The organism is Amorphoplanes digitatis, from assembly GCF_014205335.1.
Classification (GTDB): domain Bacteria; phylum Actinomycetota; class Actinomycetes; order Mycobacteriales; family Micromonosporaceae; genus Actinoplanes; species Actinoplanes digitatus.
Genome location: NZ_JACHNH010000001.1, coordinates 50,080 through 65,170 on the forward strand (window position 1 = coordinate 50,080; position 15,091 = coordinate 65,170).

14 protein-coding genes are annotated in these 15,091 nt (G+C 73.0%); 11 read left to right on the top strand and 3 right to left on the bottom strand.

The genetic code is table 11. The features are described from left to right. Positions 1-68: 68 nt before the first annotated feature. Positions 69-560 carry a hypothetical protein gene (locus tag BJ971_RS00200; RefSeq protein WP_184988166.1) on the top strand — a complete coding sequence of 164 codons (492 nt, stop codon included), beginning with the start codon at positions 69-71 and terminating at the stop codon, positions 558-560. 49 nt (positions 561-609) lie between these two features. Here the strand turns inward: BJ971_RS00200 and BJ971_RS00205 are convergent, their stop codons facing one another. After that, complete coding sequence (locus BJ971_RS00205; RefSeq protein WP_184988169.1) at positions 610-1,623, bottom strand: ABC transporter ATP-binding protein; 1,014 nt, start codon at positions 1,621-1,623, stop codon at positions 610-612. 2 nt (positions 1,624-1,625) lie between these two features. Here BJ971_RS00205 and BJ971_RS00210 point away from each other — a divergent pair, with 2 nt between their 5' ends. The 4 genes from BJ971_RS00210 to BJ971_RS00225 all read left to right on the top strand — a co-directional run bounded on the left by BJ971_RS00210 (position 1,626) and on the right by BJ971_RS00225 (position 6,455). Beyond that, complete coding sequence (locus BJ971_RS00210) at positions 1,626-2,348, top strand: ABC transporter permease (RefSeq protein WP_184988172.1); 723 nt, start codon at positions 1,626-1,628, stop codon at positions 2,346-2,348. Next, positions 2,345-3,061 (top strand): ABC transporter permease, encoded by a 717-nt coding sequence (locus BJ971_RS00215; RefSeq protein ID WP_184988175.1) that lies wholly within the window; start codon positions 2,345-2,347, stop codon positions 3,059-3,061. Before BJ971_RS00210 ends, BJ971_RS00215 begins: the two co-directional genes overlap by 4 nt. Before the next feature lie 161 nt (positions 3,062-3,222). Then, entirely contained in the window at positions 3,223-4,221 is a 999-nt protein-coding gene (locus BJ971_RS00220; protein ID WP_184988178.1) for a glycine betaine ABC transporter substrate-binding protein, read from the top strand. Between the two features lie 98 nt (positions 4,222-4,319). Then, a complete protein-coding gene (locus tag BJ971_RS00225) occupies positions 4,320-6,455 on the top strand; it encodes a TrbL/VirB6 family protein (RefSeq protein WP_184988181.1) in 2,136 nt (711 codons plus the stop codon). A gap of 6 nt (positions 6,456-6,461) precedes the next feature. Here the strand turns inward: BJ971_RS00225 and BJ971_RS00230 are convergent, their stop codons facing one another. Continuing rightward, positions 6,462-7,586 carry an NADH-quinone oxidoreductase subunit D gene (locus tag BJ971_RS00230; RefSeq protein WP_184998535.1) on the bottom strand — a complete coding sequence of 375 codons (1,125 nt, stop codon included), beginning with the start codon at positions 7,584-7,586 and terminating at the stop codon, positions 6,462-6,464. Between the two features lie 61 nt (positions 7,587-7,647). After that, entirely contained in the window at positions 7,648-8,634 is a 987-nt protein-coding gene (locus BJ971_RS00235; protein ID WP_239087519.1) for an SAM-dependent methyltransferase, read from the bottom strand. A 147-nt stretch (positions 8,635-8,781) separates the two neighbouring features. Here BJ971_RS00235 and BJ971_RS00240 point away from each other — a divergent pair, with 147 nt between their 5' ends. From BJ971_RS00240 to BJ971_RS00265, 6 genes are all read left to right on the top strand, one after another. Beyond that, positions 8,782-9,693 carry a Rossmann-like and DUF2520 domain-containing protein gene (locus tag BJ971_RS00240; RefSeq protein ID WP_184988187.1) on the top strand — a complete coding sequence of 304 codons (912 nt, stop codon included), beginning with the start codon at positions 8,782-8,784 and terminating at the stop codon, positions 9,691-9,693. Then, positions 9,690-10,523 (top strand): pantoate--beta-alanine ligase, encoded by an 834-nt coding sequence (gene panC / locus BJ971_RS00245; protein ID WP_184988190.1) that lies wholly within the window; start codon positions 9,690-9,692, stop codon positions 10,521-10,523. The genes BJ971_RS00240 and panC overlap by 4 nt, the downstream gene beginning before the upstream one ends. Before the next feature lie 115 nt (positions 10,524-10,638). Beyond that, positions 10,639-11,574 carry a septum formation family protein gene (locus BJ971_RS00250; protein WP_184988193.1) on the top strand — a complete coding sequence of 312 codons (936 nt, stop codon included), beginning with the start codon at positions 10,639-10,641 and terminating at the stop codon, positions 11,572-11,574. A gap of 61 nt (positions 11,575-11,635) precedes the next feature. Beyond that, on the top strand, positions 11,636-13,282 hold the full coding sequence (locus BJ971_RS00255) for an L-aspartate oxidase (protein WP_184988196.1): 1,647 nt from the start codon (positions 11,636-11,638) through the stop codon (positions 13,280-13,282). Next, positions 13,279-14,157 carry a carboxylating nicotinate-nucleotide diphosphorylase gene (gene nadC, locus BJ971_RS00260; RefSeq protein ID WP_184988199.1) on the top strand — a complete coding sequence of 293 codons (879 nt, stop codon included), beginning with the start codon at positions 13,279-13,281 and terminating at the stop codon, positions 14,155-14,157. Before BJ971_RS00255 ends, nadC begins: the two co-directional genes overlap by 4 nt. Before the next feature lie 160 nt (positions 14,158-14,317). Beyond that, on the top strand, positions 14,318-15,076 hold the full coding sequence (locus BJ971_RS00265; protein WP_184988202.1) for a type III pantothenate kinase: 759 nt from the start codon (positions 14,318-14,320) through the stop codon (positions 15,074-15,076). Positions 15,077-15,091 lie beyond the last annotated feature (15 nt).

Genomic DNA, 15,091 nt, shown 5'->3' on the forward strand with positions numbered 1-15,091 from the left:
GGGACGCATTCACGGATATCAGCTCCCGGGCGTTTGGCGACCGGAATCCGCTGGGCAATAACGGATTCATGGCTCTCACCAACCGCTACAAAACCGCGCCCGGTGCGGGCACGCTCGCCGCGCTGATACTGGTCCTGGTCTTCGGCAGCCCCTGGTACGCCGACTGGGCCGCCGACAACACCGACCCCGACACCGCCGGAGGCTGGTGGCTGCGCCTGCTCGCGTGGCCGCACTGGCGCTTCGACTCCGACGACTCGCTGCGCTCGATCCTGATCACCGATCTCCGGGCGATCCTGGTCGTCGTGCTGACGCTGCTCTTCCTCTACCTGCTGCCCGGCTCACAGCTGGCCCGCGCCCGCGGCACCCTCAGCCAGTTCTTCGCCGGCTGGGCGGCGTACATCTTCGCCGCCGGCTTCGCCGCGCTGCTGACCACCCTGTTCCTGGCCAACCCGTCGCTGCTCGGCGCGTTCCGTACCGCCGGCGAGGGCGCCACCTACGGCCTCTTCATCGGCTGGATCATCGGAATCGCCACCCTCGGCGGACGCCGGGGTACCCGCTAGCGCCGAGGTACCCGCCAGTCAGGCGCCACCCGGCCCGCGGGCCGGGTGGTCAGGCTATTGCGGTGGCCTCCTCGTTGGGCATGTCGAAGAGGGCCGAGCGCGAGACGGCGCCGACCGGCGTGCCGTCCTCGACCACGATGACGTTGAGGGAGTCGCTGGTCAGCATCACCGCGAGCGCGTCGTGAAGGGTGCCGGACAGGTCCACCGTGGGCAGCCGGGAGATCTCCTCGACGTGGCCGATCGGGCGCATCGCGTCGCGGACCGGGGTGACCGCCAACCGGCGGATGCCCCGATCGGCGCCGACGAACTCGCGCACCGCCGGCGACGCCGGCCGGCTCAGCAGCTCGGCCGGGGGCGCGTACTGGAGCAGAAGGCCACCCTCGGCCAGCACCGCGATCCGGTCGCCGAGGCGTACGGCCTCGTCGATGTCGTGGGTGACCAGCACGATGGTCTTGCGGACCGTGGCCTGTAGCCGGAGGAACTCCTCCTGGAGCCGGCTCCGCACGATCGGGTCCACCGCGGAGAACGGCTCGTCCATGAGCAGCACCACCGGATCCGCGGCCAGGGCGCGGGCCACGCCGACCCGCTGGCGCTGGCCGCCGGAGAGCTCGTGCGGGTAGCGGCCGCCGTGCCGCGCCGGGTCGAGGCCGACCAGGTCGAGCAGCTCGTCGGCGCGGGACCTGATCCGCTTGCGGTCCCAGCCGAGCAGCCGCGGCACCGTACCCACGTTGGTGCGGATGGTCTGATGCGGAAAGAGCCCGACGTTCTGGATCACGTAGCCGATCTGCCGGCGCAGCTCGACCGGGTCCTGCGCCGCGACGTCACGGCCGTCGATCAGGATCCGTCCCTTGGACGGCTCGATCAGCCGATTGATCATCCGGAGCACGGTGGACTTGCCACAGCCCGACGGGCCGATCAGCACGACGAGCTCGCCCGCCGGCACCTCAAGGCTGATGTCGCCGACCGCTACCGTCCCGTCCGGGTAGACCTTTCCGAGGTTCGCGAGCGTGATAGACGCCGCGCTCCGGCCAGCGCCGGAGTCCTTGATCGCGGTAGCGTCCACGTATGTCCTTCCTCTCGAGGGCCCCGGCGCCTGCGTGGCCCCTGGCCGCCCCCGCTGATGACGGGCCGGGAAATCCGTGGTTCTCGTGGCGCTACGTCCACGACAACGCCGACGAGATCCTTTCCGCACTGCAATTCCACGTGGGTCTCACCGCCCGCGCGGTGATCATCGCGATGATCGTCGCCCTGCCGCTTGCGGTCGTCTCCTACTGGTGGCGACCGCTGACCGGCCCGATTCTCGCACTCTCCGGCATCCTGTACACGATTCCGTCGCTGGCGCTTCTCGCCCTGCTCGCCCCGGCGGTCGGCACCACGACCGACACCGCGGTCCTGATCGCGCTCGTGCTGTACGCCCTGCTGGTGCTCGTGCGCAACGCGCTGGCCGGGCTCACCCAGGTCCCGCCCGAGGTGCGCGACGCCGCGGCCGGCATGGGCTACGGCCGCTTCGGCCGGCTGTGGCGCATCGAGCTGCCGCTGGCGCTGCCCGGCATCCTCACCGGCCTGCGGCTCGCGACGGTGTCGACCGTGGCGCTGGTCACGGTCGGCGCGCTGATCGGCCGGGGCGGCCTCGGCGACATGATCCTCGGCGGCTTCCGGAACAACTTCTACAAGGCCGAGATCATGACCGGCACGATCCTCTGCGTCGGCCTGGCCCTGGTGCTCGACCTGCTCCTGGCCGGGCTGGGACGGGTGCTGACGCCCTGGACGCGGGAGCGGAAGCTGTGAACTACCTCCAAGAGGGCTTCGTCTGGCTCAACGACCCGCTCAACTGGACCAACCCCGGCGGGCTGCTCGACCGGCTCGCGGAACACCTGATCGTCTGCGCGTGGGCGGTGCTGCTGGGCTGTGTCGTCGCCTGGCCGCTCGGCATCTGGCTCGGCCACCGCGGGCGCGGCGGCGGCGGGGTCGTCGTCCTGGCCAACCTGACCCTGGCGATACCGACGCTGGCCATGCTGACCATCCTGCCGCTGACCCCGCTGGGCTTCGGCAAGCCGCCCGTTGTCGTGGCGCTGGCCGTCTTCGCGGTGCCGCCGCTGCTGGCGAACGCGTACACGGGGCTGCGGCAGATCGATCCCGAGACGAAGGACGCCGCGCGGGGCATGGGCCTGTCCGGCGGCCAGCTGCTGCGCCGGGTCGAGTTGCCGCTCTCGGTGCCGTACCTCGCGGCGGGGTTGCGGACGGCGGCCGTGCAGGTGGTGGCCACGGCCGGCCTGGCCGCGTTCGTCAACGGCGGCGGGCTCGGCGAGATCATTCTGGCCGGCTTCGGCATCGGCATCAGCAACGGCGGTGCCGGGCAGATCGTGGCCGGCGGAATCGTTGTGGCGCTTGTCGCATTGCTGGTCGAAGCGCTGCTGGCGGGCGTACAACGGCTTGTGACACCGCCTCCACTGCGGACCGGCCGGCGAGCCCGGCCCACCGCGGCGGCGCCGGCCGGGTAACGGTCCCGCATCGTTACCCAAGATGTCACACCCGGCGGGTAGGAATGTCTGTGGCCGTTCGCGCGGCCGACAGCCGAATCCATACGGGCATCGCATACCGACTGCCCGTCGGACACGCGGCGCGGCTATCCGGCCGTGCCGGGACACAGAAGGCGGCAGTAATGCAACGACACCTCCTCCTGACGGCGGGCACCCTCATGACGGCCGCCGTCATCCTCGCTGGTTGCGGCGAGTCCGGCTCCTCCGGCACCGAGGCGCCCCCGAGTGCCGCGGCGGGCGCGGGCTGCGCACCCGTTGCCGGTGACACCCTGGTCGTCCTCACCGACGACAAGCACCTCCAGAACACCGACAACATCGTCCCGGCGATCCACAAGAAGTCCTCGTCGCCGCAGCTCGTCGCGGCGCTCGACAAGGTCTCCGCGGCGCTCGACACGACCAAGCTGATCGAGCTCAACAAGGCCGTCGACGTCGACCGCAAGTCGTCGAAGAACGCGGCCGAGGAGTTCGCGGCCGCCAATAACATCACCGCGGGCATCGAGAAGGGCCCCGGCGGCGACCTGAAGGTCGGCGCCGCCAACTTCAGCGAGAACGCGACCCTCGGCGAGCTTTACAAGATCGCCCTGACGGCCGCGGGCTACAAGGTCGAGGTGCAGCAGATCGGCAACCGCGAGCTCTACGAGCCGGCCCTGGAGAAGGGCGACATCGACGTCGTCCCGGAGTACGCGGCCACCCTGGCGACGTTCCTCTCGGGCAAGGTCGAGGGCAAGGACGCCAAGGACCCGTCCTCGCCGGAGCTCGAGACCACGATGACCAACCTGACCGCGCTCGGCGAGAAGGTCGGCCTGGTCTTCGGCAAGGCCTCCGCGGCGCAGGACCAGAACGCGTTCGCCGTCACGGAGGCGTTCGCCACCAAGTACGGCGTCAAGACCCTGTCGGACCTCGCCGCCAAGTGCTCGGGCGCGGCCACCATCCTTGGTGGCCCGGCGGAGTGCCCGCAGCGGCCGAAGTGCCAGCAGGGCCTGGTCGAGACCTACGGCTTCAAGGCGGGCGAGTTCAGCTCGCTGGACGCCGGCGGCCCGCTGACCAAGACCGGCCTCAAGCAGGGGACGATCAGCGTCGGCCTCGTCTTCAGCTCGGACGGAGCCCTCGCGGCCGGCTGATCACCGGCTGATGCGTCGCGGACGCCGGGCATCGCAATAGCGGTGCCCGGCGTCCACCCGTTTCGTGACCGGCACCACTCTCGGTAGCATCTGCGACCATGCCTGACCGGGACCCCGAGGCGCAGCAGTCTGCTCGCCTCATCACGGCGCTGATCTGGGCCGGCGTCGTCGTAGCCCCGGTCGCCGCCCTCATCGCGCTGCTCAGCGGCAGCGCCCGCTTCGCGGTACTGCTGCTCGCGGTCTGCGTCGTGCTGATGGGCGCGTCGATGCTGATCAGAAACGATCCGGTGCTGCACCGCATGGACGTCGAGGACCGGGTCGCGGCCGAGGTCGACAAGCTGCGCGAGCGGTTCCGCGAGGAGATCGCCGCGGCGGCCCGCGCGACGGGTCACCGGGTGCAGGTGCTCCAGGACGAGATCACCCGCCTGCGCGCGGCGGGCTCCCCGGTCGCGAGCCTGCCGCACGGGGCCCTCCCACCGGCACCGCCGTCCGTGGCCCGGCCGGCGGGTGTCGCCGTTGCCGCCGCGGTCGCGGGCCGGCCACTCAGCCCGCCGACCGGGCTCGGCGCCGGTGGACGCCCGAACGGGCCGATCCCGGGGTCCGCGCACCCGGTCGGCGCCCGCGTGCCGGCGACCGCGGCGGCAACGGTCAGCGCCGGCGCGGCCGTGCGCGTCGCGGCCGCCGCGTCCGTGTCCGCGCCGGTTGGTCAGGCCGCGGCGGGCTCGGCCTCCGTGGGCGCGGCCCGGGTCGGCTCGGCCTCCGTCGGCTCGGCCTCCGTCGGCTCGGCCTCCGTGGGTTCGGCCTCCGCGGGTTCGGCCTCCGTGGGTTCGGCCTCCGTGGGTTCGGCCTCTGTGGGTTCGGCCCGGGTCGGTTCGGCCTCGGTGGGTTCCGGGGCCGTTGGATCCGGGTCCGCGGGTGCCGGACATGTCGGATCCGGCCCGGCGAACGGCGCGATTCCGCGGGCCCGCACCGCCGCGGTCGCGCCGGCCTCGGGCGGGGCCTACTCGCCGGGCGGTCACGGTGCGGCCCAGGTCTCCCGTGGCGGTCACGGTGCGGCCCAGGTCTCCCGTGGCGGTCCGATCTCCCAGGTGGATCTGGTCTTTCAGGGCGGCGGGGGCTCCCCGGCCGGGCAGCGGCCGGGAGCCGGCTACGAGCTGGGGCATTCCGGTTCGGCCTGGGCGGAGCGGTCCTCGGGCGCCGAGTACTGGCAGGCCTCCGAGTTCGGGCAGACCACCGACGACGGCGACGACGACTACGACGCCGGGTCCGGAGCGGCGGTCGAGCAGCGGCCGTCGCGGCGGCACGCGGCACCCGACACCGGCACCGACCTGGCCCGCTTCGGAATCGGCGACCAGGCGGGCCACGGCGGCACCGACTGGGGCCGGCCACACCAGGGCGCCATCGGGCAGGGCGCCATCGGGCAGGGCGCCATCGGGCAGGGCGCCGGCTGGCAGGGCGGCGCCGGTCGATGGCCGGCCGGTCAGGATGCGGCGGGCGAGGGCCATGTCATGGACTCCGGCTATGCCCTGTACGGCGGCCACCAGGCGCCCGTGAACGGCGGCTACGACTACGGCTACTCCGAACCCGCCGCCGCGAACGGCGCGGGTTGGTCCGAGCCTGCCGCGAACGGCGCGGGTTGGTCCGAGCCTGCCGCGAACGGCGCGGGTTGGTCCGAGCCCGCCGCGAACGGCGCGGGTTGGCAGGACGCCGGCTTCGCCTCGGCCGGCGGTTACGCCACGCCCGGTGGCTGGGGGCCTGGCGGCTCCGCCCCGACCAGCGGTCACGTACCCGACTACGCACCGGAAGCCATCTACGGCCAGGCACCTGGATACGGCCAGGCGGCCGGTTACGACCAGGCCGCCTACGACCAGGCGGCCGGCTACGGCCTACCGGGCGGCTACGACCAGCCGACCGGCTATGACCACGTCGGCGACTACGACGAGTCAGCGGGCTACGACCAGATTGGCGGCTACGACCAGTCGGCGGGCTTCGACCAGGTTGGCGGCTACGACCAGGGCGTCGGATACGAGCACGCGGCCGCCTATGGCCAGGGGACGGCTTACGGCCAGGGAATGGCTTACGGCCAAGGGACCGCTCACAGCCAGGGGACCGCTCACAGCCAGGGGACCGCATACGGCCGGCCGGCCGGCAACGGCCGCGCCGACCAGTTCGGCCCGGACCCTATGGCCGCCCGTGCCGGCTGGGACGACCGCGCCCCCGGCGGCCGCTGGTAGGGCCCGCTACTTGTCGATGTCCCCGACCACGAAGAACATCGACCCCAGGATCGCGATCAGGTCCGGCACCAGGCACCCCGGGATCAGCGTCGCCAGCGCCTGCACGTTCGCGTAGGACGCCGTCCTCAGCTTCAGCCGCCACGGTGTCTTCTCGCCGCGGGACACCAGGTAGTAGCCGTTGATGCCCAGCGGATTCTCCGTCCAGGCGTACGTGTGGCCCTCCGGCGCCTTGACCACCTTCGGCAGGCGCACGTTCACCGGCCCGCCGATCTGGTCGACCCGGTCCAGGCAGGCCTGCGCCAGGTCAAGGGAGACGTACACCTGATCCAGCAGCACCTCGAAGCGCGAGTGGCAGTCACCGGCCGTCCGGGTCACCACCGGGACGTCGAGCTGGTCGTAGGCCAGGTAAGGCTCGTCGCGCCGCAGGTCGATGTCGAGGCCGCTGGCCCGCGCCACCGGCCCGGACGCGCCGTACGCCGCCGCCTGCTCGGCGGTCAGCACCCCGACGCCGACGGTACGGGCGAGGAAGATGTCGTTGGCGCGGATCAGCCGGTCGATGTCCGGCATCCGGCGGCGCACCTTGCCGATCGCCTCCCGGGCCCGGCCGGTCCAGCCCGCCGGCACCTCCTCCTTGAGCCCGCCGACGCGGTTGAACATGTAGTGGATCCGGCCGCCGGAGACCTCCTCCATGACGGCCTGGAGCGTCTCCCGCTCCCGGAAGGCGTAGAACATCGGCGTGATCGCGCCGATCTCCAGCGGGTACGAGCCGAGGAACATCAGGTGGTTGAGCACCCGGTTCAGCTCGGCGAGTGCCATCCGCAGCCAGGTCGCGCGCTCGGGAACCTCGAGGCCCATGAGCCGCTCGACGGCGAGCGCGACGCCGAGTTCGTTTGAGAACGCCGAGAGCCAGTCGTGCCGGTTGGCCAGCACGATGATCTGCCGGTAGTCGCGCACCTCGAACAGCTTCTCGGCGCCGCGGTGCATGTAGCCGACGATCGGCTCGCAGGCGGTGACCCGCTCACCGTCGAGGGTGAGTTTGAGCCGGAGCACGCCGTGCGTCGACGGGTGCTGTGGGCCGATGTTGAGCACCATGTCGGCCGTGTCGAGCCCGGACCCGGTGCCGACCGTCATCTCCCGCAGGTCGCTCACGAGTGCGTCCTGCCGAGCCCGGTGGTTCGCTCACTGCGTTCGCTCACGGCAGCATCGTCCCACGAAGCTCGATGCCCACCTCGTGCAGCAGCCACCAGTGCCCGCCCAGCCCGGCGGGGTCGGTGAGTTCGGCGGCGGCGCCGGCCGCGCTTAGCGCCCGCAGATATCCCGCCGGGTCCGTGCGCGCCAGGTCCAGCGCCGGTCGCCCGCCGTCGACACCGAGGCCGCGCAGCGCCTCACGCTGGCCGATGATCCGGTACGCGGTCCCGGCCGCGGCCGCGGCGGAGTCCACGGCAACGTGTGCCGTGATGTCGCACGTGCCGTCGGGCACCGGCTCGACCTGCCGCCCGTCCCGGTAGCCGGTGAGGGTGCCCAGCGGGGGCCGCGCCGCACGCAGGTGTCCGTAGTCGACGGCAAGCGCGCAACCGGACCGCAGCGCGCCGACCGCATCGGACCAGGCGTTGTCGCGGGGCCAGCCGATCTCGATCCGGTCGCCGGGCCCGGCGTCCGGCCACCAGCGCGCCGCCCAGAAGCGGTCGGCGGCGCCGACGTCCGGCCCGAGCGACTCCAGCCCGGTACCGCGGTCGACGAGCACCCGGCGCAGCCGCCCCTCGGCGTCGGCCTCGGCGATGTCGAGCGGCACGTTGTCCAGCCACTCGGTCGCCACCAGCACCCCGACGAAGCCCTCGGGCACGTCGCGCCGCCAGCCGATCTCCCGCGGCAGCCCGGCGGGCCGCGGTGCGACCTCGACGCCGGTGAAGCGGATACGCCCGGCGAGTCCGCGAACGGTCGCGGCCGGGTCGGCGCTCACCAGCGCTCGCAGGGCGGCCAGCAGTTCGCCGCGCCCGGCGCCCACGTCGACCACGTCCAGGCGGCCGGGGCAGCCCAGCGCCGAGTCCACCCGCCGGATCAGCCGCAGCAGTGCGCTCGCGAACAGGGGGGAGGCGTGCACGCTGGTACGGAAGTGGTCCGCGGGGCCCTCGGCCGCCCGGGTGAAGAAGCCCCCGGTTCCGTACAGTGCCCCGGCCATCGCTGACCGCCAACCCACGTTCGTCACGAACGCCAATCTAGGCGCAAATCGCCGGTGCGGTTGTTCACACGCTCTTGTCACACGCGCGTTACATCGGCGCATAATTGCGGTCGACCGGTACCCCTTTCGCGAGGACTGGATCTGTAAATGAGCGCTCTGCCGCGCGCCGGAAAGCGTGCGAATGCCCTGGTCGTCGGCGTTGTCGGCGCCGGACGGGTCGGTGCCGTGCTCGGTGCCGCCCTCGAGGCCGCCGGACACCGCGTGGTCGCCGTCGCGGCCGTCTCCGCCGCCTCCCGTGAACGGGCCCGCCGCCTGCTTCCGCGAGCCGCGATCCTCCCCGCGGACGAGGTCGCTCGGTCCGCCACCGATCTGCTGCTGCTCGCCGTTCCCGACGATCATCTGGCCGCGGTCGTCTCCGGCCTGGCCGCCACCGGATCCCTGCGCGGCGGCACGACCGTCGCGCACACCTCGGGCGCGCACGGCCTGGCCGTCCTCGGCGACACCGACGGCATCGCGCTGCACCCGGCGATGACCTTCACGGGCGCGGACGCCGACCTCGAGCGGCTGCCCGGCATCGCCTGGGGCGTGACCGCGCGGGACCGTGCCTTCGCGTCGCGGCTGGTCACCGACCTCGGCGGCATCCCCGAGTGGGTCGCCGAGGATGCCCGGCCGCTCTACCACGCAGCCCTCGCGCACGGCGCGAACCACCTGGTCACGCTCGTCAACGAGGCCGCCGACCTGCTGCGCGCCGCCGGCGTCGAGCACCCGGAGGCCGTCCTGTCGCCGCTGCTGCACGCCGCGCTGGACAACGCCCTGCTGCTCGGCGACGCCGCGCTCACCGGGCCGGTCTCCCGCGGCGACGCCGGGACCGTGCGCAAGCACCTGGACCGCGTCGCGCCGGAGTCCGCGCCGGCCTATCTCGCTCTGGCCCGGCGCACCGCCGACCGGGCCATCGCCGCCGGGCGGCTGCGGCCGCAGGACGCGGCGCTGCTGCTGGACGTTCTTGCTCAGGCGGGCGCACAGGCGACCGCACCGGCGACCGTAGGGAGCCCCTCATGACCGCGCTCGTACACACCCGCGCCGAACTCGCCGCCGCCCGGGACGCCGCGACCGGCCGGGTGGCCGTCGTGATGACCATGGGCGCCCTGCACGAGGGCCACCGCCAGCTGATGCGCGAGGCCCGCGAGCGCGGCGACTTCGTGCTCGTCACGATCTTCGTGAACCCGCTCCAGTTCGGCCCGAACGAGGACTTCGACAAGTACCCGCGCACGCTGGAGGCCGACCTGGAGGCCTGCCGCGCCGAGGGGGTCGACCTGGTCTTCGCGCCCGACCGCGACGAGATGTACCCCGGCGGCACGCCGCAGGTGACCCTGGAAGCCGGACCGATGGGCACGATCCTGGAGGGCGCGAGCCGGCCCGGGCACTTCTCCGGGATGCTCACCGTCGTCGCCAAGCTGCTCCTGCTGACCCGCGCCGACCTGGCGTTCTTCGGCGAGAAGGACTTCCAGCAGCTGTCCCTGATCCGCCGGATGGTCCGCGACCTGGAGATCGGCGTGGAGATCATCGGCGTGCCGACCGTCCGGGAGGCCGACGGCCTGGCCCTGTCCAGCCGCAACCGCTACCTCTCGGCCGAGCAGCGGCAGGCCGCGCTCGCGCTCTCGCACGCCCTGCGCGAGGGCGCGGCGCAGAGCGACGCGCAGAGCGCGCTGGAGGCGGCCGGCAAGATCCTCGCCGACGAGCCCGGCGTGCAGGTCGACTACCTGGCCCTGACCGGCCCGCTGCTGGGTGCGCCCCCGCGCGACGGCGCGGCCCGGCTGCTGGTCGCCGCCAAGGTGGGCACGACCCGCTTGATCGACAACGTGCCGCTCCTGCTCGGAAACGCCGCCTGACGTCTGGGCGGAACCGCCGGAACCGCATGGTCGGGCCGAAGCCGCCTGGCCGCCGAGCCGATTGCCATATGATTGACAAATCGGACATCGGCGGCCCCGGGGAGGCTCGGATTTCATGCGACACTCGCCTCGGCGGCGGTCACGCGGGCGCTGGGCGATCGCGGCCGCGCTGAGCCTGTTCGCCGTCCTGGCGGCCGGCGGCTGCGGCTACCCCGCCGGCGTGGACGGTGACCTCACCGACGGCTGGGCGACGATCGGCGCACCGACCGGTTTCACGCCCGCGGCGCAGACCTGCCACCTTGCCAACTTCTCGACCGCCGGCGCCCGGGCCACCTACGAGGTGGTCGGCTGCAAGCTCAAGCACCGCACCGAGACCGTCTACGTCGGCACCTATCCGAGCCCGGCGGCCGACGCCGATGAGCCGCCCGCGCCGGGCTCGGCGGCCGCCCGGGCGGCGTACCAGACCTGTGACCGCAAGACCACCGAGTACGTGGGTGCGCCGTGGCGCAACGCCCGGCTGTGGGTCGGCGTGACCCAGCCGACCGCGGCCGCCTGGGCCGGCGGCGCCCGCTGGTTCCGCTGCGAGGTGCTGGTCAGCAGCTCGATCGAGGACGACGGCGGGCTGGTGCAGCGGGTCGGCACGCTGCGCGACGCGCTCAAGGACCCGAAGTCCCCGCTGCTGCTGACCTGCTACACCGCGCTGCTGGACCGGGCGGGCGAGATCGCCTCGATGCCCAGCGTGCCGTGCGACACCAAGCACAACTCCGAGTTCGTCGGCGTCTGGAACGCGGGCAACCGCGGTTATCCGAAGACGGCGAAGGACTGGGACGAGTTCCACGAGGGCTGCCGGGGCCTGATCGCCTCGTACGTCGGCGTGCCGAACGACGCCGACCTGAAGTACCGGGCCGGCGTGATCTCGCTGCCCGGTGGCGACGACGTCTGGGCGCTGGGCGACCGGTACGTGCGCTGCTACCTCTGGGTCGACGGTGCCAACCTCACGACCTCGCTGAAGGGCAAGGGCCCGAAGGGCGCGCCCGTCCAGTACCAGTAACGCCCGGCACTTCTTGGGCCCCGGCCGTGATTTCGCCGCGCCGGAAGGGTTGACTGAGCCCATGTCGCATCTTGCCGACCTTCCGGTGCTCCCGCGCCGCCTGGCCGCCGCCGAGCCCGGCTGGACCGAGACCACCGACGTGCTGGTGGTCGGCTCCGGCGTCGCGGGCCTCACCGCCGCGCTCTACCTGCGCGAGGCGGGCCTGCACGTCACCGTGGTCACCAAGGTCAATATCGATGACGGGTCGACCCGCTGGGCGCAGGGCGGCATCGCGGCCGTGCTCGACCCCCTCGACACCCCGGAGGCCCACGCCTTCGACACCGAGATCGCCGGGGTCGGCCTCTGCGACCCCGCGGCCGTACGGGTGCTCGTCGAGGAGGGGCCGGCGCGGATCCGGGAGCTGATGCGGATCGGCGCCGAGTTCGACCGCAACGTCGACGGGTCGCTGATGCTGACCCGCGAGGGCGGCCACCGCGCCGACCGGATCGTGCACGCCGGCGGCGACGCCACCGGCGCCGAGGTGCAGCGCGCCCTGCACGAGGCGGTGCGCCGGGACCCGTGGATCAGGCTGGTCGAGCACGCCCTGGTGCTGGACCTGCTGCGCGCGGCCGACGGCCGGGCCTGCGGCATCACCCTGCACGTACTCGGCGAGGGCAGCGAGGACGGCGTCGGCGCGATCCTGGCCCGCGCGGTGGTGCTGGCCACCGGCGGGATGGGCCAGATCTTCGCCTCCACCACCAACCCGGCGGTCTCGACCGGCGACGGCGTGGCGCTCGCGCTGCGGGCCGGAGCCAAGGTCAACGACGTGGAGTTCGTCCAGTTCCACCCGACGTCGTTCGTGACGGCGAGCGTGACCTCGGTGCAGCGCCCGCTGATCTCCGAGGCGTTGCGCGGGGAGGGCGCACACCTGGTCGACGAGGCCGGCAAGCGGTTCATGGTCGGCCAGCACGAGCTCGCCGAGCTGGCGCCGCGCGACATCGTCGCCAAGGGCATCCACCGGGTGCTGCGTGCCACCGGCGCCGACCACGTCTACCTGGACGCCCGGCACCTGGGCCGGGAGTTCCTGGAGCACCGCTTCCCGACGATCGTGGCGTCCACCCGGGCCGCCGGGATCGACCCGGCGACCGAGCTGATCCCGGTGGCACCGGCGGCGCACTACGCCTCCGGCGGCGTCCGCACCGACCTGCACGGCCGCACCTCGATACCGGGCCTCTACGCCTGCGGCGAGGTGGCCTGCACCGGCGTGCACGGCGCGAACAGGCTGGCGAGCAACTCGCTGCTGGAGGGCCTGGTCTTCTCCCGGCGCATCGCCGACGACATCGCCCGCGAGCTGCCGCCGCAGGCGGACCCGGCGCCGCAGGCCGGCGGCCCGGGCTGGGTCGTCGCCCCGGCGATCCGCGGCGACCTCCAGCGGGCGATGACCCGCGGCGCCGGGGTGCTCCGCTCGGCGGACTCGCTCGCCGTCACGGCCAAGGAGCTGGCCCGCCTCGGCGAGCAGCGCGGCGTGCCCCGCAACGCGGCCTGGGAGGCGACAAACCTGCTGACCGTGGCGAGCGCGCTCGTCGCCTCGGCCTCCGAGCGGCGCGAGACGCGGGGCTGCCACTGGCGCGAGGACTACCCGAACGCGGCGGACGAATGGCGCGGGCACCTGCTCGACGCGATCGACGCCGGCGGCTACCTGACACAGACCTTCGAGGAGATGGCATGACCGAGCGCACCGCACCGGGACCGGCCGGCGGCCTCGACCTCGCCGAGGTGGAGCGGATCGTCTACACGGCGCTGGCCGAGGACCTCGGCGACCCGCCCCGCGACGTGACGAGCGAGGCGACGATCCCGGCCGGCCAGGTCGACACCGCCGAGCTGGTCGCCCGCGCACCCGGCGTGGTGGCCGGCCTGCCGGTCGCGGCCCTGGTCTTCGCGGCGACCTCCGGCGGCACCGCGGAGTTCGACCAGCGGGTCGAGGAGGGCGCCCGGGTGGCCCGCGGCGACGTCCTCGCGGTGGTCACCGGGCCGACCCGGTCCCTGCTCACGGCCGAGCGCACGGCGCTCAACCTGCTCTGCCGGATGTCCGGCGTCGCGACGCACACCCGCAGGTGGGCCGACGAGCTGGCGGGCACCAAGGCGACGGTGCTGGACACCCGCAAGACGACGCCGGGCCTGCGCGTGCTGGAGAAGTACGCGGTCCGGGCCGGCGGCGGCACGAACAAGCGCATGGGCCTCTACGACGTCGCCATGATCAAGGACAACCACAAGCTCGCGGCCGGCAGCATCACCGCGGCCTACCGCTCGGTCCGCTCGACGTTCCCGGACGTGGCCGTCCAGGTGGAGGTCACCACGGTGGCCGAGGCGGTCGAGGCCGTCGAGGCGGGCGCCGACTTCCTGCTCTGCGACAACATGACCCCGGACCTGCTGAGCGAGGTCGTGGCCGCGGTCGGCGACCGGGCCGAGCTGGAGGCCACCGGCAACCTGACCCTTGCGACCGCGAAGGCCTACGCCGCGACCGGCGTCGACTACCTCTCGGTAGGCGGCCTGACCCACTCGTCCCCGATCCTCGACATCGCGCTCGACCTCCGCACGAGCTGAAGCGAGGCGGCAGGTCGGACCGCCGCCGGGTCCCGCACGTGAGCTTGGGCCGCCCGCGGTGTGCGGCCCACGCGGCGTGTCCGTGACCCGCACAGCCTGGTCATCGGTGTTGCGGTTGCCAGCCCCAACGCCCGTACCGTCGAATGGTTAGGCTCCCACCGTGCTGCTTTGCATTGATATTGGAAATACGAACACCGTTCTCGCCACGTTCGACGGGGACAAGCTCGTTCACAGCTGGCGGATCAAGACCGACGCCCGGTCCACCGCTGACGAGCTCGGTCTGATGTTCCGGGGCCTGCTGGCCGGGGACGCCGTGGAGATCACCGGGGTGGCGGCCTGCTCGACCGTGCCGGCCGCGCTGCGCTCGCTGCGGACGATGCTCGGGCGTTACTACGCCGACCTGCCCAATGTCATCGTCGAGCCGGGCGTGAAGACCGGGGTGCAGCTCGCCATCGACAACCCCAAGGAGGTCGGCGCCGACCGGGTGGTCAACACCCTCGCGGCGCACGCGCTCTACGGGGGTCCCTCGATCGTGGTGGACTTCGGCACGACGACGAACTTCGACGTGATCAGCGCGCGGGGCGAGTTCCTCGGCGGCGCGTTCGCGCCCGGCATCGAGATCTCGTTCGACGCGCTGGCCGCGCGCGCCGCGCAGCTGCGCAAGGTCGAGCCGGCCAAGCCGCGCTCGGTGATCGGCAAGAACACCGTCGAGTGCCTCCAGTCGGGCCTCTATTTCGGCGTCGCCGGGCAGGTCGACCGGATCGTCGACCTGATGACCGCCGAGCTGGGCGGCGTGCGCTCGGTCATCGCCACCGGCGGGCTCGCCTGGCTGGTCAAGGACGAGTGCCGGACCATCACCGCGCACGAGCCGATGATCACGCTGATCGGGCTGCGGATGGTATATGAGCGGAACGTCTGAGGATGGCTTAGTAGG